We start from the raw sequence: 20724 nt of genomic DNA, 5'->3' as shown, positions 1-20724 counted from the left end.
GAAAGTTGAGAGTTTGCCCCAACCATCTCAAGTCTTTTATATTATTCAGTTGCTTCTGTTCCATTTTCTTGAGCAGCTAAACGTTCACGTTCTACAATCTTTACAAATGGATAGTAAACAATACCAGCAATGACGATTCCACAGAGTGCCCAAACGGCAGCAGGAATATTTCCTCCTGTTGCAAGATAAGAACCTATAACTGGAGGCATAATCCAAGGAATCTGCACAACAGGTCGACCAATAATATTAAAGAACATCAAGAAATAAGTTCCAGTAACTAAAATGGCATCAATTAATACAAATGGAATCATCATAACAGGGTTCATAACGATTGGTAATCCAAATGTCACAGGCTCATTAATTTCAAAAATACCTGCTGGTAATGATAAACGTCCTAAAGTACGCAAAGATTTTTCTTTTGAACGGCACATGATGATAACTAAAGCCAATGTTGCACCAGCTCCACCTAAACTCACAAACCAAGGAATGAAACCTAATGCAGTAATATAAGGAATTGGCTGTCCAGCCAAGAATGCTTCAGTATTTGCAGTAATGAATGTTGTAAAAATTGGTGTACCTACCGCATTTAAAACAGATTGACCATGTATACCAACACACCATAATAATTGTGAAACAACCATATAAACCAAAATACCAGGATATGAATTTAAAGCAAAGACTAATGGTGAGAACAATTGTGTAACAAGTTCTGGTATTTGAATTCCCAGTACACAACGTAAAATGAAAAGAATTGATAAAGCTACAATACTTGGAATTAATGCTGAAAAAGATTTAGATACTGCAGGTGGAACACCTTCTGGAAAACGAATAACCCAGTTATGTTCAACAAACAATTGTAAGATTTTAACACAGAATATAGCAACCAAAAGCGCTGTAAATATCCCCTTAGAACCAAAATATGTAGTTGCCATAGCAAATTCTTCATCAACCTGTAAAATCATAAATCCAATAAATGAAATGATACCTCCCATTAATGGGTCTTGTTTAAAAGATTTTGACAAGTTATATCCAACTGAAAAAGCAACAAACAAAGCAATGATACCAATCGTCATTTGATTTGGAACATTCAACATAGCCTTATATGGTTCGACAATTTTCGCCCATGTATCATTTGGAAACTGTGCAATAATAATAAACAAACTACCAAAAATAGTGAAAGGGACAGTTGCAATCATACCATCTTTAATACCTGTTAAATAGGGATTTGTCGCTAATTTAGCAAATATTGGAGCAACTTTATCTTCCATAAATGACATAAATTTCTTCATATTTCTTCATCCTCTCCTCTGAATTTGTTATTCAGATCCTTTCTTAACTCCATATTATCATAATAATGTTTTAAAGTAAAGGATATAATGTTTAATTATTTAGATTATATTGTTAATACATTATTATCATATTTATATTCAACAATATTTTCTATACTGAAAAATTGATGAATTTCTCTTTGAAAAAAAGTTGAATGAGTAATTTATCAAAAAATAAAGAGGAATAGGATAAGTCAAAAGTTTATATTTATTATGCTATATGTTAGAACATTTCCTTTAGCAGTTATACACCATACCAGGATTATTAATTAATGATAGATATCTTTCTATATATTCATTATGAATGCAAAGCAAAGACTCTATCTGATCATTTGACCAAATAGAGCCTTTTTTATTTACCTTTATTTGTATAGTATTTTCTAACCAAAACTTGAGTTTTTCTAATATGTTTTTGAATTGTTTCTTTAGCAAGTTCTTTATCATTAGCAATAATAGCATCTAAAATAGCTTTATGTTCCTTTAATGCTGTTTCTAATCTTTCAGGTTGTGTAATAGAATGACGACTTGTCACAGAAACATAATAATGAACATCTTTTAATAATTGTTCAAAATATTGTGACTGAGTTGCCTGATAGATTGTCTCATGATAAAGAATATTTAAATCATTAATTTTCTCTTGTTCTTTTTTTCCAGTATAGAACTCCATCAATTCAAAAACATCCTTAATCTTAACCAAATGAATTTCATCCATACGATCAATTGCTAATTGAATAGCAAGCCCTTCTAAAGCCAAACGAATTTCAAACATATCATCTATATCCCTTGGTGAAAACCCTTTGACATAAACACCTTTATTAGGAATACTTTCCACCAAACCCTCTAATTCTAATTGTTTTAATGCTTCTCTAATTGGCGTTCTACTGATTTTTAATTCATTCGCTAAAGATAATTCATTGAGTTTTTGTCCATTCTCATATTCTTCATTTAAAATACGATCCCTCAATATATCAAATATCTTATTTCCTAAAGAGCCGTGCGATACCTGATCAAACAAACTGTGTGACGGCATATAATTTTCCTCCTATAATTTTTCAATAATAGCTTGAGTAAATTCAGTCGTTGTTGCAGTTCCTCCAATATCAGGAGTTACGATTTTTCCTTCCTCAACAACTGCTGCTAAAGCATCTCTTAACTGATTCGCTTCTTCTAATTTCCCCATTGCTTCTAACATCAATGCAAAAGCTAACAATAAAGCACTTGGATTTGCAATGTTTTGACCAGCAATATCTGGAGCACTTCCATGAACAGCTTCATAAATACGATATTCGTCTCCTATATTACCACTAGGAGCAAACCCTAATCCCCCAATTAATCCTGCACATAAATCTGAAACGATATCACCATATAGATTAGGTGCAACCAAAACATCAAATGTCTCAGGTCTTAGAACAAGCTGCATACACATATTATCAACAATAACTTCTTGTGCTTCGATATTTGGATAATCTCTTGCAACATCTCTAAATGCTTCCAAAAAAAGTCCATCTGTATATTTCATAATATTTGCTTTATGAATAGCTGTCACTTTGTGTCTATTATTCATTTTAGCATACTCAAAAGCATATCGGCAAATCTTTTCACTCGCTTCACGTGTAATTAATTTAATACCATTCGCCATATTATCATTAATCATATATTCAATACCTTTATATAAATCTTCAGTATTTTCTCTTATCATAACCAAATCAATATTTTCATATTTAGAATCAATTCCCTTAAATGAACGAATTGGTCTTACATTTGCATAGGTTGCAAACTGTTGTCTTAAAGCAACATTAACACTTCTAAATCCAGTACCAATTGGTGTTGCAGTTGGACCTTTTAATGCCCATTTATATTCTTTTATCGCATCAACCAATCCTGGTTCAAAAACTTCTTTTGTCGTTGTGGCATATTCAGCCCCAGCCTGATATGTGATCCATTCAATATCTAATTTCATTGCCTCGGTAATATTTTCGACACTCTTTGCAATTTCTGGTCCAATGCCATCTCCAGGTATTAAAACTGCTTTCATTAAAAATCTCCCCCTAACTCTTTAATTGCATTTAATAATCCACCTTGTAAAATCATTACTTTTTCTCTAGGTGCCAATGATAACTTGGCAACAATAGTTTCTTTTGTATTTATATTTTGAACAGTCACATCTGTCCCATTTTCTACTGCATCTTTGACATCTAATAAAACATATTCATCTTGATCATTGAAGAAATCATATCCTACTTGATCAATTATCAATGGTAAGATTCCATTATTAATTAAGTTTGATCTATGAATTCTCGCAAATGATAAGGCAAAAATAGCTTTGATTTTCAAGTAATTAGGAACTAATGCTGCATGTTCTCTTGAAGAACCTTGACCATAATTGTCTCCTCCAACAATAAATCCTCCACCATTTTCAATTGCACGATGATAGAATTGATCATCAACTTTACAGAAAGAGAATTTAGCCAAATGAGGAACATTTGAACGATAAGGTAATAATTTAGAATCTGAAGGAACAATATGATCTGTTGAAATATTATCTCCAACTTTAAGCACCATCTTTCCTTGAATATTTTTTGCTAATTTTTCTCCTCTTGGAACAGGTTTTATATTTGGTCCCATATAAACCTCTGTATAAGGATCGTAATCATTAATAAAGAAGTTTGCATTCTTAATAAATGGTGTACTTGGAACTTCCTCTAAATACATATCATCTTCAAACATTGATGAAAAACATCCTTTCACAGCTGAAAGTGCAGCAACTTCTGGTGAAACCAAATAAACACCTGCATCATTTGTTCCAGAACGTCCTTTAAAATTACGATTAATCGTTCTTAATGAGACACCCTTTGATAATGGTGCCTGCCCCATACCAATGCAAGGTCCACATCCACATTCAAGAATTCTTGCGCCAGCCTGAATCATATCAGCCAAAGCTCCATTCTCTGATAGCATTGCTAGAATACTTGAAGAACCAGGTGCAATAACAAGTGAAACATGCTCTGCAACTTTTCGCCCTTTTAAGATTTTAGCAGCTCTCATCATATCAGCAAATGATGAATTCGTACATGATCCAATAACAACTTGATTGATAGCCATTCCTTCTAATTCTCTAGCTGGAACAACAGCATCTGGACTATGTGGCTTTGCAACCATAGGCTCTAATGTAGACATATCAATTTCTAATACCTGATCATAAGTTGCATCAGCATCAGCTTTCATTTCAACATAATCATTCTCTCTACCCTGTTGTTTTAAATATTCAAGAGTTCTTTTATCAGTTGGAAAAACTGAAGTTGTTGCACCAAGTTCTGCTCCCATATTACAAATTGTTGCACGATCAGTTAAAGACAGTGTTGCAATTCCTTCACCTGTATATTCAACAATTTTATTAACGCCACCTTTAACGCTTAATTCTTGTAAAACTTTTAAAATAATATCTTTCGCACTAACCCATGGTGCTTTTTGACCAGTTAAATTGACTTGAATCACTGATGGACATTGTAAGTAATATTTTCCTGTTGCCATTGCTACAGCAACATCTAATCCCCCTGCTCCAATCGCAATCATTCCCATTGCTCCACAAGTTGGTGTATGTGAATCACTTCCCACTAATGTTTCTCCAGGTTTAGAAAAGTTTTCTAATTGAAGTTGGTGACATACACCATTTCCTGGCTTAGAAAATGTAATTCCATGTTTTTTAGCCACACTACGAATAAACTCATGATCATCCATATTTTCAAATCCAGTCTGTAACATATTGTGATCAATATACGCCACTGCTTTATCCACCGCTACATGTCCCACTTCCATAGCTTCTAACTGTAAGTATGCCATCGTTCCAGTTGAATCCTGTGTAAGTGTTTGATCAATCTGTATACAAATTTGTTCTCCCGGAACAAGTTTCCCCTCTTTTAAATGTGAACTTAAAATCTTATATGCTAAATTCATATAACCCCACCTTTCTTTATTGTATACAATTATACATTATAGAGTATATACAATCAATATTATTATTTTATTTTTTAGCAGATTTTGATAACAACAAATATTTATTTTAAATATAGGGTGTAATATGTTACAATAGTTGCGGTGATAAAAATGATATTAGCTTGCTCATCTTTAAAGAAATCATTCCAAGGGATTGATTTGCTTAAAGATATAACTTTTAAAATTGAAGAACATGATAAATTAGCTATCATTGGTGTTAATGGTGCTGGAAAAACAACACTTCTTAAAATTCTTTGTGAAGAAGAATCTTATGATAGTGGTGATATTTTTAAGTCCAAAGAATCAACGATTGGCTATTTATCTCAACATAATACAATTGATCCTCAATTAACAGTCTATGACGCCTTACTCAATGTATTTCAACCACTTATCAAAAAAGAAGAACGTCTCCGCGTTTTAGAACAACTCATGACAACAACTCAAGATTTAGATTCTATTATGAAAGAATATGACCAACTCTCTTATGAGTTTGAAAGAGATGGTGGATATACATATCAAAGTCAAATTAAAGGTGTCTTAAAGGGGCTTGGCTTTGAAGAAGAGACTTGGAATATGACAATGAGTATTTTATCTGGTGGTCAAAAAACCAGAATTGCATTAGGAAGATTATTGTTGTTAAAACCAAGTTTACTTTTACTTGATGAACCAACCAATCATTTAGATGTTGAATCTATTGAATGGTTAGAAGCTTATCTTAAAAGTTATCCTCATGCGATTATTATGGTTTCTCATGATAGATACTTTATTGATCAAGTCACGAATCAAATTATTGAAATAGAAAACGGAAAATCAACCTTATATAAATGCTCATATCAAGAATATGCTATTATAAAAAAGCATAATCGTGAAGTTGATTTAAAACATTATATAGATAATCAAAAAGAAATCAAAAGAATGCAGGAAAGTATTGATCTTTTAAAATCATATAATCGTGAAAAACAAGTTAAACGTGCTGAAAGTAAAGAAAAAGCCTTAGAAAAAATGGAAAAAGTAGAAAGACCTGATGCCTTACCTCAATCCATGAAGATTCAGTTTCAGCCTGTTGTAGAATCAGGTTATGATGTTTTAAAAGTCAAAGATTTAGCTATGGCTTTTGATCAGCCACTGTTTGAAAATATTCATTTTGAAGTGAAGAAACAAGAAAGAGTCGCTTTAATTGGACCTAATGGGATTGGGAAGACAACACTTTTTCAAATTCTATTAGGGCGCCTTTCTCAAAAAAGTGGAAAAATCAAATTAGGTAGTAAAGTCATGATTGGGTACTATGACCAAGAACATACATCACTCTCTTTCAACAAAACAATATTTCAAGAGATTAGTGATACATATCCTCAAATGAATAACACTGAAATTAGAAGTGCCTGTGCTTCATTTCAATTCAAAGGCGATGACGCTTTTAAAACCATTGATGTTTTATCTGGTGGCGAACGTGGTCGTGTTGTTTTAATGAAGTTACTGTTATCAAGATGTAATTTCCTTGTCCTTGATGAACCTACCAATCATCTAGACATTGAATCAAAAGAAGTTTTAGAAGATGCTTTAATGTCTTTTCAAGGAACAATTCTTTTTATTAGTCATGATCGTTATTTTATTAATAAGCTCTCTACAAAAGTGGTTGAAATGACTGCTCATGGCTCACATACATATTCTGGTAACTATACAACTTATCTAGATCATAAAAATGAAGTTAAGGTTGAAAAAGAAAAAAACACTTCATATCTTGAACAAAAGAAAAGTCAGTCAGAGACTCGTAAACAACAAAATCAAATCAAAAAGATTGAAAAACAAATTTCTGAACTTGAATTAAAAATAAGTCAATATAATGAATCTCTTCATAATGAAGAGATATTAAATGACTATCAAAAATATAATGAAACTATAAAATGTATAGATGATTCTCAATATCAATTAGAACAATTATTAGAAACATGGGAAGAGTTACAGTCTTAGTTGGATATTATTATCCAACTTTTTATTTTCTCTTGTTCAAAGCAAGATTTTTTATATCTGAAATATAGCATAAGTTAAACGGATGACAATCCAAAAAAGATATGAAACTGATAAATTGCCTTGATTTATAACAAGATAGTTTGTTAAGAGCCATAAAATGAACAAAAAAAGCATCTTATGATGCTTAAGAAATGATTGTCTGCTTGCCTAAATAATCTTCTAAAAAAGATAATTTCCTCTTTGTCCGCTTCCATGCTAATGTTTCATAAATAGCGCAGTATTTATCAGCTAATAAAACAATATAACTCTCACGATATTTTGGCAGTTTTAATGTGAGCGGAAACATATGCTTCAAAATAATGTCTTTCTCACATTCAGTTAATTCAAAATCTTGACTCGCATTTTCCCATGCACGACGAGGATGATCAAACGCATGACGTCTATTTTCAGTTGATGGTATATGCCAATCATAGAGAAAATAATCATGAAGAAGTGCTCCACGGACAAGACTCCGCTCATTAATTTTGATACGAAGTTTTCCAGCTATACAAAGACTCATATAAGCAACAAACAAAGAGTGATTATATGTGCTTAACCTACCATGTTGTATAAATGTTTTTTCTAATTGCATATTCTTGGAGTTTAAGATATCAAAACCATGTTCATTTAATTGTATGATTGCATATATATTTTTCACAGTTTTCACCTCTTTGTATATCTATTGTACAAATATATGTTCTTATTTGCAAATAAATTCATGATTATTTTCATATCTTAAAAACTTTTTTCACAAAATGAAAGAACGTTATTCAAACCATCTTTTTATGTATAATGACAATGTAAATAAAATGCAAAGGAGAATGAATAATGTTACACAAAAACTTAAAACCATTTCCTCAAGATTTTCTTTGGGGAGCAAGTACTTCTGCATATCAAGTAGAAGGTGCAAATTTAGAAGACGGAAAAGGACCTTCTTGTCAAGATGTTAAAGAAGTACCAGAAGGAACATCTGATTTAACAGTTTGTGCAGATCAATATCATAGATATAAAGAAGATATTGCTTTAATGGCTGAAATGGGATTCAAAACTTATCGTTTTTCTATTTCTTGGTCAAGAATTATCCCTGAAGGAACAGGAGCAGTCAATCCAAAAGGAATTGAGTATTATAACAATCTGATTGATGAATGTTTAAAATATGGTATTGAACCATTAGTCACAATGTTCCATTTCGATATGCCTGCTGCATTAGATGAACGTGGTTCTTGGTCTAATAGAGAATCAGTTGATTGGTTCTTAAACTTTGCAAAAGTTATGTATGAAAACTTTGGTGACAGAGTGAAATACTGGTTAACAATCAATGAACAAAATATGTTAACATTAGTTGGACCAGTTATTGGTACATTAACTATACCTGAAGGTTGTACAAATGAATTAAAAGAAATCTATCAGCAAAACCATCATATGTTAGTTGCTCAGGCGAAAGCAATGGCATTATGTCATGAGATGTTACCAGGAGCGAAAATTGGACCCGCACCAAATATCTCATTAGTTTATCCAGCAAGCTGTAAACCAGAAGATAACTTAGCTGCACAAAACTATAATGCTGTGAGAAACTGGTTATATTTAGATATGGCAGTTTATGGTGTATATAACAATTTAGTATGGGCTTGGTTAGAAGAACATGATGCTACTCCTGATTTTGCTGAAGGTGATGCAGAAGCTTTAAAGAGTGGACATCCTGACTTTATTGGTTTTAACTACTATAATACAGCAACTTGTGAATGGGAAGATGGTTCTGTTGAATGTGATGGTGCAGCTGATCAACAAACAGCTCGTGGTGAAAAAGGAATGTTCAAAGGATTTAGAAACCCTCACTTACCAACAACTGAATTTGGATGGGAAATTGATCCTATGGGATTTAGAGCAACTATTCGTGAAATGTATTCTAGATATCGTTTACCAATGATTGTTACTGAAAATGGATTAGGTGCTTATGATAAATTAGAAGACGGAAAAGTACATGATCCATATAGAATTGAATATCTAAGAAAACATATTGAACAAGTTCAATTAGCAATTAGTGATGGTTGTGAAATGATGGGATATTGTCCTTGGTCTGCAATTGACTTAATTTCTACTCATGAGGGTATGGTAAAACGTTATGGTTTTATTTATGTAGATAGAGAAGAATTTGATTTAAAAACATTAGATAGATATAGAAAAGACTCTTTCTATTGGTATAAAAAAAGTTATTGCTACAAATGGTGAAGATTTAACAGATTAATAAGATGAGAACTTGTCAGTTATGACAAGTTCTTTTATAATATATCAAGAGGTGCTACCATGAAAAAAATAAAATATTTTATCCCATCTATACTATTTATGATTATTATCTTTTGGTTTTCACATCAAACAGGAACTGAATCATCTGGTTTGAGTACATATATTGTCAATTGGCTTGAGAATCATTTACATATTATTGTTCCAGAACTGATTATAAGAAAGATGGCTCATATGGGCGAATATGCCTTACTCACATTCACTTTTATTTATGGGTTTTCTAAGAATAAATTCATATTGCAAAAAGTTCTCCTTTTCTCTTTGTCTGCAACGTTTCTATATGCTTGTAGTGATGAGTTTCATCAATTATTTATTGTTGGGAGGTCTGGTCAATTGGCTGATGTCATGATTGATACGACAGGTGGAATAATCGCCATTATTCTCTTTTATTTCATTAAAAAGAAAAAGTGTTATTCGCAAGAATAGCACTTTATTCATAAGTTAATAAACCTTGTTTCTTTAGAATGGGTTTAAATATTTTCATAAAGATACCAAGTGTAGGACCAAAAGTCAACATTCCTAAAATTGTTCCTATCCCAATAGACCATGAAATATTAAATATAAGTGTTAATATCACAACAATTAAGACACTGATAACATCTGCTGCCTGTCTGACAACATGAAACTTAACTGGAATGATATCTGTTAAAGCCATACAAAATCCTTCTAATGCAAATGTAACTTCATCTAATAACATAACAATGGAAACTCCAAATGCACAAACAGTACTTGCTATGATATACATAATAATCCCACCTGCAAATGATTGAAATTCAAAAATTAAAAGTTCATAAAACACAAAATTAATAACCATCCCTAATAAAACACTCAGAGGAATCTGTAATAATTGAATCCATCTAAATTTCTTTCTTAAGATAATAATCTGACCAACAACACAAGTACAATTAAAGATCATCCCCATTGTTCCAACCTCAATACCAATTAAATCTGATACTGATTTTGCCATTGCATCCCAAGCTCCAACTCCAATTCCTGATTTCAGTGTAAATGCACAGCCTGTTCCAACAATCATAAATGCCAAAACAATCAATATATATCTTTTACTTTTTACATTCATACTTCTTCCTCCACAGTGTTATCTATTATATAGAATCTCATGAAATTGTCTCAATTATTTCACAAAATGAAAAAAGTTTTCAAAATAGAAAAAAAGAAACTAAAGTTTCTTTTCCATTAAGTAACGTCTTAATCTGACACCTCTTCTTTCAACAGTTTGTTCTGATAATTCAATAAATCCCTTCGCTTCAAAAAAGGGTTTAGATGTAATAGAAGCAGCAGTATTTATAAAAGCAATTCCCTTTGCCCTCACATACTTTTCTAACTGCTCCAAAATAAGCGAAGCAACACCTTGATGTAAATATTCATGACTTACATAGAGTCTGTCTAAATATCCAGTTTCCCCTACATTACCAAAGCCTATAATTTTCCCATCTTCTTCAACAACTAAAGTATGATTCTTATTTAAGGATGCCTCCCAACGATAAATATCTGGATCTTGAGGCGCCCAAGCATCTAATTGTTCCTTAGCATAATCATTTATACATACAGAATGTACATTATCATAAAATAACTTCAGAACAACTTCTAAATCAGTTGGCATATAAAGTCTTGTTTTCATTTTACCCACTCCTTCCTTTGAAAAATATTATACCACAAAATCATGAATTAAAAAAGGAGTTCATTAACTCCTTATCAGTTAGATTCCAAATAACAAATCCATATATGTTGGCATTGGCCAATATTTTTCATCAACTTTTGTTTCAATAATATCTACTGTTTCACGCAGTGCATTCATTGCTGCAAATACACCATCTCTCCAAATAATAGATTGATCCATGATATCAGCATCGCAGGCCTGCGCTCTGATAATTTCAGTATCTAAATTTTCCATTTTTATCTTCATATCTGAAATTAATTCTGATAGCACTTTAACATCATCTACTAAGAAGCCGTTATCAACACCAGTTTGTTTTACTTTTAATGCTGTTGATGCTAACTCTTTTAAATAAGCAAGAGCAGCAGGATAAATCTCATTTCTCGCCATCTTACTTGCAGTTAGAGCTTCTACCTGTATTGCTTTATTATAATTATCTAATAATATTTCATAACGTGATGCTAACTCAATTCTAGAATAAACACCTTGTCTATCTAGCATTTCAATATTTTTTTCTTCTTTCAAACATTTCATAGCATCTACTGTATTTTTATGATTAGCTAATCCACGTCTTACTGCTTCAGCTTCCCATTCTGCAGAATATCCATCGCCATTAAAAATAATACGTCGATGCTCTGAAAGGAATTCCTTAATGACTTCCATTGGTGTTTTTCCACCTTTAATTTCTTTAGCCATAATTCCCATTTCTTCAGCCAAAATCGTATTAAGAATTGTATTTGGTCCTGCAATAGATTGTGATGAACCAACTGCACGAAATTCAAATTTATTCCCTGTAAAAGCAAATGGAGATGTTCTGTTGCGATCAGTATTATCTTTAGAAAAATCTGGAACAACTGATACACCTGTCTGGAAACGTCCAGTATTGATGTCCTCTAATTCTTTTCCATCAACAATTGCATCAATTAATTTATCTAGTTCTTCTCCTAAAAACATTGAAATAATTGCAGGGGGAGCTTCATTAGCACCTAATCTATGATCATTACCAGCACTAGCAATAGACATACGTAATAAATCTGCATATTCATCTACTGCCTTAATTGTACAAGCTAATGCAGCAATAAAAGGTAAGTTATTCGCTGGATTATCTCCTGGATTAAATAAATTCACACCTGTATTTGTGATAACTGACCAGTTATCATGTTTACCAGAACCATTGACTCCTTCAAATGGTTTTTCATGCAATAGACATCTTAAACCATGCTTTTTTGCAATATCTTGCATTAATTGCATGAGAAGATGATTATTATCTGTTGTAATATTTACATTTCGATAAACACATGCAACTTCATGCTGAGCAGGAGCAACCTCATTATGTTTTGTTTTTGATGGAATCCCATACTTCCACAATTCTTTATCTAATTCTTTCATAAAAGCTGAAACTTTACGTTTAATACTTCCAAAATAATGATCCTCTAACTCCTGACCTTTTGGTGCCATAGCTCCAAATAAAGTTCTACCAGTTAATTTTAAATCCATTCGCTTTTGATAATATTCATCAGCAACCAAGAAATATTCTTGCTCGCTTCCTACAGATGCACTAACTTGTGTAACACCTTCCAAACCTAATAAAGGCAACAATTCACATGATGCTTTTGACAAAGCATCAACTGCTTTTAATAAAGGTGTTTTTTTATCTAACGCCTCTCCTGTATATGAACAAAATAATGTTGGGATATACAACGAACCATCTTTTACAAATGCTGGAGATGTACAATCCCAAGCAGTATATCCTCTTGCTTCGAAAGTTGCACGTAATCCTCCTGATGGGAAAGAAGATGCATCTGGCTCCCCTTTTCTTAACGTTTTTCCACTAAATTCAAGTAAAGCTTTATTCCCATCTGGTTCTAAAAAAGCATCATGTTTTTCTGCTGTTAAACCAGTCATTGGTGTAAACCAATGCGTAAAATGAGTTGCACCATTCTCAACAGCCCAGATTTTCATTGCATTAGCAATAACTGTTGCAGTTTCTTTAGGTAAAGGTTCTCCATTATCTAGAGCCTCATGAAAAGCTTTATAAGTAGATTTAGGAATACGTTCTTTCATAACATCATCACTAAATGTTAAACAGCCATAATCTTCTAGTAATTCATTCATATCCATTGATTAGTTCCCCCTTGTCATCACCCATTGTATCAATTTATGTCGACTCTGTCTACACAAAATAATCAATGTTTTTGAGGCTATTATATAGCCTTTGTGTAGGCATGTCAACATCGTTATAATATTGAAATATTGATATAAATATATTTATATTCCTATTGTATTTTTAAAAAGAAAGATTATACTTATATGCAGAGGTGAAAATTATGTTTAGTCAATTTAAAGCATTAATCATTCATAGCCATAAGGAAGCGAATGATCAAATAAAAGCATTTCTGGAAGATAAAGGATATCTTTGTAATCAGGTTATTCAATTCAAGGAACTTGAAGAATATTATGAAAATCATAGTTATGATTGTATTATTATTGAAGATGAGTTCCCTAGATTAAAAACGAATGAATTTCTTGTTCAGACCAAATTACGTGGACAGCCAATTCTCATTGTTATTAGTGATACATTATCATCAGATTATTTAGAGTCATTACTAAATGCAGGAGCAGATGATTATGTCACGATCCCATATAAACTCAAGGATATAGAATCAAAAATACAATCAGTCTATAAAAATGGGATTTTGAAACCAAGACGTATTTATAGATTTAAAGATATTGTTGTAGATACAACAGCAAGAACTTGTTCATGTGCAAACAAACCGCTTAATCTTACTAAAAACGAATTTAAACTATTAACAATTCTTATTTCTCACCCATATCAGCCTTTTTCTATTTCTTATCTATTTGAAGAAGTGTGGGGTTCATCTATTTATGAAGATGGAACTTCAATTCCTGGACTGATGAGTAATCTTATCATGAAATTAAGACTCATTAATAATGATCAAGAATATATTAAACGTTTTGGTAAAGATAGCTACAAAATGGCATTTTAAAAGGAATCGGATGATTAATCTGATTCCTTTTGCTTTTCTCTAGCAGCTTTTTTTTCTGCTTTTCTTTTTTCTTTACGTTGTTGTTTTTCTAATTGTCTATGAACATCAGTATATGCTTTCACTGTACAGTGAATTCTTTTATTTTCTTTCATAACAGCTGCTACGAACTCTACACGTTGTTTAGGGAAGCAGCAATAACGTTTTTTTGTATTTGTATATATTTCAATAGCATGTGGTCTTGTTGCAATATCAGCCCAACGAGAAACTGGATCACAAATTGTTTCACATTCCATCAAATCAACTTGACGTTTTCTCCATAAACGATAATGTATAGATAAACTCTTCTTTCCTATGATATATTTATATGGTCTAAATCCTAAGAAGAAAATACAACATAGTACACCAAATATTGCTATTGTTATGAATGTATTCATATCCTTAGTCACGGCAACATAGATTGTATATAATGCATATGCACATAAGAATATGATCGTTGCAACGTTCATTCTGACTTTAAATTCTTTTTCCATAAAAGCCTCACTTTCTTTTCTATTATACATGATTTATTACCAAATAACAACGCTTATTCATTACAAACATTATCCTATTGGTCAGATAGAAAAGAGATATTTTTTATTAAAAAAGGACGGTGTGTACCGTCCCTTTAATTTTTACTATCTTACAAATCTTATTCTGCAGCAGCAGCTTGTTTGTTTTGATATTTTTCGTAAGCAATTAAGAATGGGATATAAATTACTGTTGCAAAAGCAATTGCAATAATTTGGCTTACAGCTCCCATAATGTTTCCACCTGTTGCTAAGAATCCTAACAAGATTGGTGGCATTGTCCAAGGTACTTCAAGTACAACTGGTGGACAGAATTTCATAGTTACTAACAAGTATCCAAGACCGATACAAAGTGCTGGAGCTAAGATAAATGGAATACCTAAGATTGGGTTTAATACTAATGGAATACCGAATGTTACAGTTTCATTAATGTTGAATAAACCAGGAACGATAGATAATGTAGCGATTGCACGGTTATCTTCACGTTTAGAGAAGATAAAGATTGCAATAACTAAACCTAAAGTTACCCCAGAACCTCCCCATTCAGCAAACATTTGCATCATACCAAGGTTGAATGTATAGTATCCATGAGCTTTAATTTCTGGAGTTAAAGGAACTGATTTACCATCTGTAAATAATGCAGTATTTGCATATAACATAGGTTTGAAGATTGGTTCTTTAACAGCAGCTAACATGTTGTTACCATGAATACCTACTAACCAGAATAAAGAGATAAGTACATACATGAACATAACAGCGATTACATTGTCACCGATGATATTCATTAATGGTTCTTGAACAGAAGTTTTAATTAAGTCATTCAAGTATGAACCTGAAGCTAATTTCACTAACCATCCAATAGTACCTACAACTAATAAAGTTAAGAAAGTTGGAATTAAAACTTCGAATGCACGAGCAACACCAGGTGGTACTTGTTCAGGCATTTTAATTTTTAATGCGTCCATCTTACGGAATAAGTTATAGATTTCAAGAGCGATGATACCTACTAATAATGCAGTAAATAACCCAGTTGCTCCTAAATAACTACCTTCGAAACCACCTACAGTAGTGATAGCTTCAGTTCCAGCTGGTAATACAGCACCAGATGCTAAAGCATCAGTACCTTGCCAGATGTTTGTTGTAGTTGGAGTAACAACAGCCCATGACATGAATCCAAGAACTGCAGGGAAAGCACCAGTTTCACCATTAGCTTCTCCGATTTCTTGAGCTACTAACATTACGATACCAATTGAAATACATGAGATTGTACAAAAAGAAATTGCAGCAAATACGTCATTGATAGGTTTTAAAGCCATAATTGGTTCAAAAATTCCACCAAGACCTTGTGCGTTACCTTCGACAACGTTATCATTAACTAAAACGTTTGTCCAAAGTACACCGATAGCACCAGCGATAGTTGCTGGCATGAAGTTTTGGAATGCGTTCTTGATTGCGCCTAAATATTTATTTTGACCACACCAAGCACCAACGCGTCCAAGCTTATCAGCAAAAGCGTCCATATTTTTTTCCTCCCTTAAAATATTTTTGACACTAATAGTATAAGATTTATTTTATAAAAAGTCAATGCTTTTAAAACAAAAGTATGGTACTTTTCAAAAAAAGTACCATTTTAGGCTATAATTTGTTTTGATTTTTTTTCGACATTTTATGCGTAATCATAACCACGCCTAAAAGAAGTGGTATGTACAGACCCTATAAGGGTCTTTTGTTGCGGAGGTCTTCACCTATCGAAGCCTGACAGCCGCAACGTCTTTACTGGCTAGCCCTTAAAGGGCTTTTTCTTTTTGCCTTCTTCTACTGGCTCACCCGTAAACGGGTCTATAAACTCTTTTAAACTCATCTGATCATATAATTTGTCCTCCTGCAATTGATTTTGTATATATTCCCTTATCATTTTCTCATTTTTTCCAACTGTATCCACAAAATATCCTTTTGCCCAGAAATGTCTACTCCCAAACTTGTATTTCAAATTTGCATGTCTGTCAAATATCATTAATGTTGATTTTGATTTTAACTGCCCCATAAAATCCGATACTGCATATTTGGGTGGTATTTCCAATAACATATGTATATGATCTGGACATGCATGTCCCTCTATCAATTTGACATCCGGTTTCCTATTGATAAGCATAACCAATATGTTGATAACATCTTTTTTCAACCTATTGTAAATAATGAGCCTTCGATATTTTGGCACTATGACAATATGATATTTACATCTGTATGACGTATGTGATAAACTGTTTGTGTCTTTCATTAGACGACCTCCTCTGATGATTTTGTTTAGCTGCCAGGCCAAACCTATCTTATCATTGGAGGCTTTTTTACACAACGCTAAAGCTAAAATCTTTACCACGCGTATAACACGTGGTATCAATTTATAATAAAGAAAACCTATGATTTCTCATAGGTTTACTGTTGTACAACGATAGTTTGAAATTCGAAATCTGCATAATGATGACGTGCTAATGTATATTCAAAAATAGCTCCATTACTCAAATATGAGATTTGTTCTTCCTGAATATATGGTTCATATTCATTCAATTCTAAATATTGTTGTTCCAATGGTGTTGATAAAGCTGCATTAATTGTTAAATGACAACTTTGAATTTTTAATTTTAAAACTTTTTCAATATATTCATAAACTGAGCCTTTCAAATGCTCTAATTTTAGATTTGGAATTAAACTAATTGGCATATAGCTTATATCGATAAGATGTGGCTTTTTATCTAAAAATCTTAAACGAATAATATGATAAACAAAATCTCCAGGTTCAATCTGTAATTTTTTAGATAAATGCTCATCTGCAGGTATAACTTCAAATTCCAATACTTGACTAGTTACTTCTTTAATACCTTCATATTTAGCAGTTAATCCACGGGCAAATTTATTTGTTGCATTTTCGATTGAACTATCGTAATCCTTTACAAATGTTCCTGCTCCACGTCTTCTAATGATCAATCCTTCTTTGACCAAAATATCCAATGCCTTTTTCATTGTTTCCTTATTGCAATGATAGCTCATGCATAAAACATATTCATAAGGGAGTTTTTGACCAAAAGTATATTCTTGATTTTTAATTTTTTCACGTATATCATCTGCAATATCTTTATACTTTGCCATACTCTCACCTCACCAATATAAAAATACCATACTTTTACTTTGATTTCACGGTTTTTTTATATATTTTTATAATTTTATACTTTCAATCAACTCTTTTTCTAATGAAAAAATCTTTAACTCATCATTTTCATAAACTCCATAACTTTTGACTCCAGCTTTTGGCAAAGATATTGATGATGGATTAAAAATAACGATACCATCAATTAATTTTGCAACTGGTTTATGGAAATGACCATACATGAAAATATCACCTTGATTTAATAATGGCATCTCATCTTCATTATACAAATGACCATGAGTCACAAAGAAACGATGTCCATCTATATATAATTGCGTATAATCTGCACGCATTGGAAAATCCAAAACCATTTGGTCTACTTCTGCATCACAGTTCCCTCTCACAGCAATAATTTTATCTTTATAATGATTCAATAAAACAGCCGTTTCTTTAGGGTTATAACCCTCAGGGAGTGGATTTCTTGGCCCATGATATAATAAGTCACCTAATAATATAAACTGCTCCATATGCTCTTCTTCAAAGATTTCAACAATCCTTTTGAAATCCTCATAAGAACCATGAATATCAGAAACAATCATACATTTCATTCTAACCCCTCCAATTCAACTCCAACTGGACAATGATCAGATCCCATAATCTCAGTATAGATATAAGCATCCTTAATATTCTCTTTTAAATCTTCTGATACAACAAAATAATCAATACGCCAGCCTGCATTCTTTTCTCTTGCCTTAAACATATAAGACCACCAAGAATACATTTCAGTTTCAGGATATTTATATCTAAAAGTATCAATAAATCCTGAATTCAATAATTCACTAAACTTTGCTCTTTCTTGATCTGTAAAACCAGCATTCTTATGATTGGTTTTATCATTTTTTAAATCAATCTCATTATGTGCAACATTTAAATCACCACATAGGACAACCGGTTTAGATTCCTTAAGCTTTTGAACATGCTGTCTAAAGGCATCTTCCCAAACTTGACGATAATCTAATCTTTCTAACTCTCTTTTTGAATTAGGCGTATAAACAGCAACAAAATAAAACTTTTCAAATTCAAGTGTTATTAATCTTCCTTCTTGGTCATGTTCTTCAATTCCCATACCATATATAACATTCATTGGTTCTTTCTTTGTATAAATAGCAACGCCACTATACCCCTTCTTGATTGCATCATTATAATAAGAAGTATATCCTTCAAACTCTAAATCAATTTGATTTCTTTGTAATTTCGTTTCCTGAATAGCAAAAATATCAGCATCAACATCCTTAAAAAAATCTTCAAAACCTTTTTTCAAACAAGCTCTTAATCCATTAACATTCCACGATACAAATAACATGATAATCTCCTCCTTAACAAGAAAAGGGGTTATACCCCCTCTTCCTCAATAGCATATCTGACAATTGTTTTTAATTTATCTGGCGATACCTTCTCTGGATCATTCAAATAAATCTCATGATGGAGTCCAATTAACTTCATATTTTGAATTGTAATATACTCCATAATTTGAATTGTTGTATCAATCTCTGTATTATACGCACCCTTATGTAACATCTGAACGCATTTGCCTTCAGTATACTTCTTTAAATATGCATCAACAATATATGGATTGTCTTTTTTAGCAGCTACATACTCTTTAATCTTCTCAAATGTTTCCTCATTCAAAACCTTTGGCTGAGCAATCATTAAAGTAAACTTTATCATTTTCTTTCTTGTGACATCAAATTGACTATTATCATACGTATCCCATAATCCCTCTAAAGGTGATATCAAATATAATAAATCTAATTCTTGCTTAAAGTAATCCTTAATAGCTTTAGATAATAAATGCAAAGCTTCAGATTTTAATTTAAACTCTTCTACATTAGGATTTCCGATTCCATCAATCATAATGAAATTGAATTCTGGCACATCAACAACATCTATTCTTCTAGTTGAAGCATCATATTGTGCTTTATACTCTTTTCTTATGCCTTCTTTCATTGGAGAATTCCTCCTTTCATTGCCTTACCATTATATATAATTTCAAGATAAATTTCCACCCTATTTTTAGGATTTTTTTATTTTTAAAGATAATAATTTTCATTTTTCACACAAATAATAAATTATTCAACTTAACGACTAAAAAAATAACCTTTTAGGTTCCCCTAAAGATTATTTCTCATCCCATAAAACGATTTGATTTTGTTCACGTGTTTTCTTCATATCAATCACACGTTGATTATTTGACCCTCTAAACTTCAAACGAATATTTTTTTCAGCCTGTATAAAAGGTCCATCCACTAAAACATCAATATAACTTAAAAGTTCATCACTCACAAAACAATGTGCCCGTCCACCTTCTAAAAGATCTTCTAAATCATAGCCAGTATAACACCAAACATCTTTGGAAGGAAGTTCCTGATGCATTTTTTGTAATAATGGTAATAATCCTTCTTGATTAGTCGGTTCCATGGGTTCTCCACCCAGCAAACTTAAACCTTGAATATGTGGTTGTCTCATAAGTTCAATCAAATCATCAATTGTCTGACTTGTAAATTCTTCTCCATAGTGGAAGTCCCAAGCAACTTCATTAAAGCATTCTGGACAATGATGTGTGCAACCAGAAACAAAGAGTGAGACTCTCACTCCCGTTCCATTGGCAATATCAACCTTTTTTATTGTTGCGTAATACATA

At 32.1% G+C, this 20724-nt stretch carries 19 protein-coding genes and 1 pseudogene; 4 read left to right on the top strand and 16 right to left on the bottom strand.

The annotated features are described in order from the left end of the window. Positions 1-41: 41 nt before the first annotated feature. From GQF29_RS11875 to GQF29_RS11860, 4 genes are all read right to left on the bottom strand, one after another. Positions 42-1289, bottom strand: coding sequence for a PTS sugar transporter subunit IIC (locus GQF29_RS11875; protein WP_008787547.1), 1248 nt, complete (start codon positions 1287-1289; stop codon positions 42-44). 391 nt (positions 1290-1680) lie between these two features. Beyond that, positions 1681-2358 carry a GntR family transcriptional regulator gene (locus tag GQF29_RS11870; RefSeq protein WP_008787546.1) on the bottom strand — a complete coding sequence of 226 codons (678 nt, stop codon included), beginning with the start codon at positions 2356-2358 and terminating at the stop codon, positions 1681-1683. A 12-nt stretch (positions 2359-2370) separates the two neighbouring features. Further along, the gene (locus GQF29_RS11865; protein ID WP_008787545.1) at positions 2371-3363 is read right to left on the bottom strand and encodes an isocitrate/isopropylmalate dehydrogenase family protein; all 993 of its coding nucleotides are present in this window, start codon (positions 3361-3363) and stop codon (positions 2371-2373) included. Continuing rightward, the gene (locus GQF29_RS11860) at positions 3363-5282 is read right to left on the bottom strand and encodes an aconitate hydratase (RefSeq protein ID WP_008787544.1); all 1920 of its coding nucleotides are present in this window, start codon (positions 5280-5282) and stop codon (positions 3363-3365) included. The genes GQF29_RS11865 and GQF29_RS11860 overlap by 1 nt, the downstream gene beginning before the upstream one ends. Before the next feature lie 150 nt (positions 5283-5432). Between GQF29_RS11860 and GQF29_RS11855 the strand changes: the two genes are divergently transcribed. Further along, complete coding sequence (locus GQF29_RS11855; RefSeq protein WP_017143896.1) at positions 5433-7292, top strand: ABC-F family ATP-binding cassette domain-containing protein; 1860 nt, start codon at positions 5433-5435, stop codon at positions 7290-7292. Between the two features lie 184 nt (positions 7293-7476). On the opposite strand, the gene GQF29_RS11850 is transcribed toward GQF29_RS11855, so the two are convergent. Next, complete coding sequence (locus tag GQF29_RS11850) at positions 7477-7989, bottom strand: HD domain-containing protein (RefSeq protein WP_008787542.1); 513 nt, start codon at positions 7987-7989, stop codon at positions 7477-7479. 170 nt (positions 7990-8159) lie between these two features. On the opposite strand from GQF29_RS11850, the pseudogene GQF29_RS11845 reads away from it, so the two are divergent. Both GQF29_RS11845 and GQF29_RS11840 read left to right on the top strand, forming a co-directional pair. Then, positions 8160-9576: pseudogene (locus GQF29_RS11845) on the top strand (glycoside hydrolase family 1 protein). A gap of 59 nt (positions 9577-9635) precedes the next feature. After that, the gene (locus GQF29_RS11840; RefSeq protein WP_008787540.1) at positions 9636-10058 is read left to right on the top strand and encodes a VanZ family protein; all 423 of its coding nucleotides are present in this window, start codon (positions 9636-9638) and stop codon (positions 10056-10058) included. Between the two features lie 4 nt (positions 10059-10062). Here GQF29_RS11840 and GQF29_RS11835 read toward each other — a convergent pair whose 3' ends face one another. The 3 genes from GQF29_RS11835 to GQF29_RS11825 form a co-directional block, all read right to left on the bottom strand. Further along, complete coding sequence (locus tag GQF29_RS11835; protein ID WP_008787539.1) at positions 10063-10710, bottom strand: YczE/YyaS/YitT family protein; 648 nt, start codon at positions 10708-10710, stop codon at positions 10063-10065. Between the two features lie 99 nt (positions 10711-10809). Then, a complete protein-coding gene (locus GQF29_RS11830) occupies positions 10810-11271 on the bottom strand; it encodes a GNAT family N-acetyltransferase (RefSeq protein WP_008787538.1) in 462 nt (153 codons plus the stop codon). Positions 11272-11349: 78 nt separating this feature from the next. Then, on the bottom strand, positions 11350-13428 hold the full coding sequence (locus GQF29_RS11825) for a glutamine synthetase III family protein (RefSeq protein WP_008787537.1): 2079 nt from the start codon (positions 13426-13428) through the stop codon (positions 11350-11352). 206 nt (positions 13429-13634) lie between these two features. Between GQF29_RS11825 and GQF29_RS11820 the strand changes: the two genes are divergently transcribed. Further along, a complete protein-coding gene (locus GQF29_RS11820) occupies positions 13635-14315 on the top strand; it encodes a response regulator transcription factor (protein WP_008787536.1) in 681 nt (226 codons plus the stop codon). 14 nt (positions 14316-14329) lie between these two features. Here the strand turns inward: GQF29_RS11820 and GQF29_RS11815 are convergent, their stop codons facing one another. The 8 genes from GQF29_RS11815 to nrdG all read right to left on the bottom strand — a co-directional run bounded on the left by GQF29_RS11815 (position 14330) and on the right by nrdG (position 20723). Next, entirely contained in the window at positions 14330-14845 is a 516-nt protein-coding gene (locus GQF29_RS11815; protein WP_008787535.1) for a PH domain-containing protein, read from the bottom strand. 158 nt (positions 14846-15003) lie between these two features. Further along, positions 15004-16401 (bottom strand): PTS sugar transporter subunit IIC, encoded by a 1398-nt coding sequence (locus tag GQF29_RS11810; protein WP_008787534.1) that lies wholly within the window; start codon positions 16399-16401, stop codon positions 15004-15006. Between the two features lie 260 nt (positions 16402-16661). Continuing rightward, on the bottom strand, positions 16662-17159 hold the full coding sequence (tnpA, locus tag GQF29_RS11805; protein ID WP_008790923.1) for an IS200/IS605 family transposase: 498 nt from the start codon (positions 17157-17159) through the stop codon (positions 16662-16664). A gap of 155 nt (positions 17160-17314) precedes the next feature. Next, entirely contained in the window at positions 17315-18025 is a 711-nt protein-coding gene (locus tag GQF29_RS11800; protein ID WP_008787531.1) for a GntR family transcriptional regulator, read from the bottom strand. Between the two features lie 66 nt (positions 18026-18091). Beyond that, a complete protein-coding gene (yfcE, locus tag GQF29_RS11795; protein WP_008787530.1) occupies positions 18092-18631 on the bottom strand; it encodes a phosphodiesterase in 540 nt (179 codons plus the stop codon). Further along, positions 18628-19386 (bottom strand): exodeoxyribonuclease III, encoded by a 759-nt coding sequence (locus tag GQF29_RS11790; protein ID WP_008787529.1) that lies wholly within the window; start codon positions 19384-19386, stop codon positions 18628-18630. Before GQF29_RS11790 ends, yfcE begins: the two co-directional genes overlap by 4 nt. A 29-nt stretch (positions 19387-19415) precedes the next feature. Next, the gene (locus GQF29_RS11785) at positions 19416-20030 is read right to left on the bottom strand and encodes a GyrI-like domain-containing protein (RefSeq protein ID WP_008787528.1); all 615 of its coding nucleotides are present in this window, start codon (positions 20028-20030) and stop codon (positions 19416-19418) included. A gap of 171 nt (positions 20031-20201) precedes the next feature. Continuing rightward, positions 20202-20723 (bottom strand): anaerobic ribonucleoside-triphosphate reductase activating protein, encoded by a 522-nt coding sequence (gene nrdG / locus GQF29_RS11780; RefSeq protein ID WP_008787527.1) that lies wholly within the window; start codon positions 20721-20723, stop codon positions 20202-20204. Position 20724 lies beyond the last annotated feature (1 nt).

This window comes from Coprobacillus cateniformis (assembly GCF_009767585.1).
GTDB classification, from domain to species: Bacteria; Bacillota_I; Bacilli_A; order Erysipelotrichales; family Coprobacillaceae; genus Coprobacillus; species Coprobacillus cateniformis.
The sequence above is the reverse complement of the archived record's forward strand: the minus strand, read 5'-3'. Positions and strand labels throughout refer to the sequence as shown.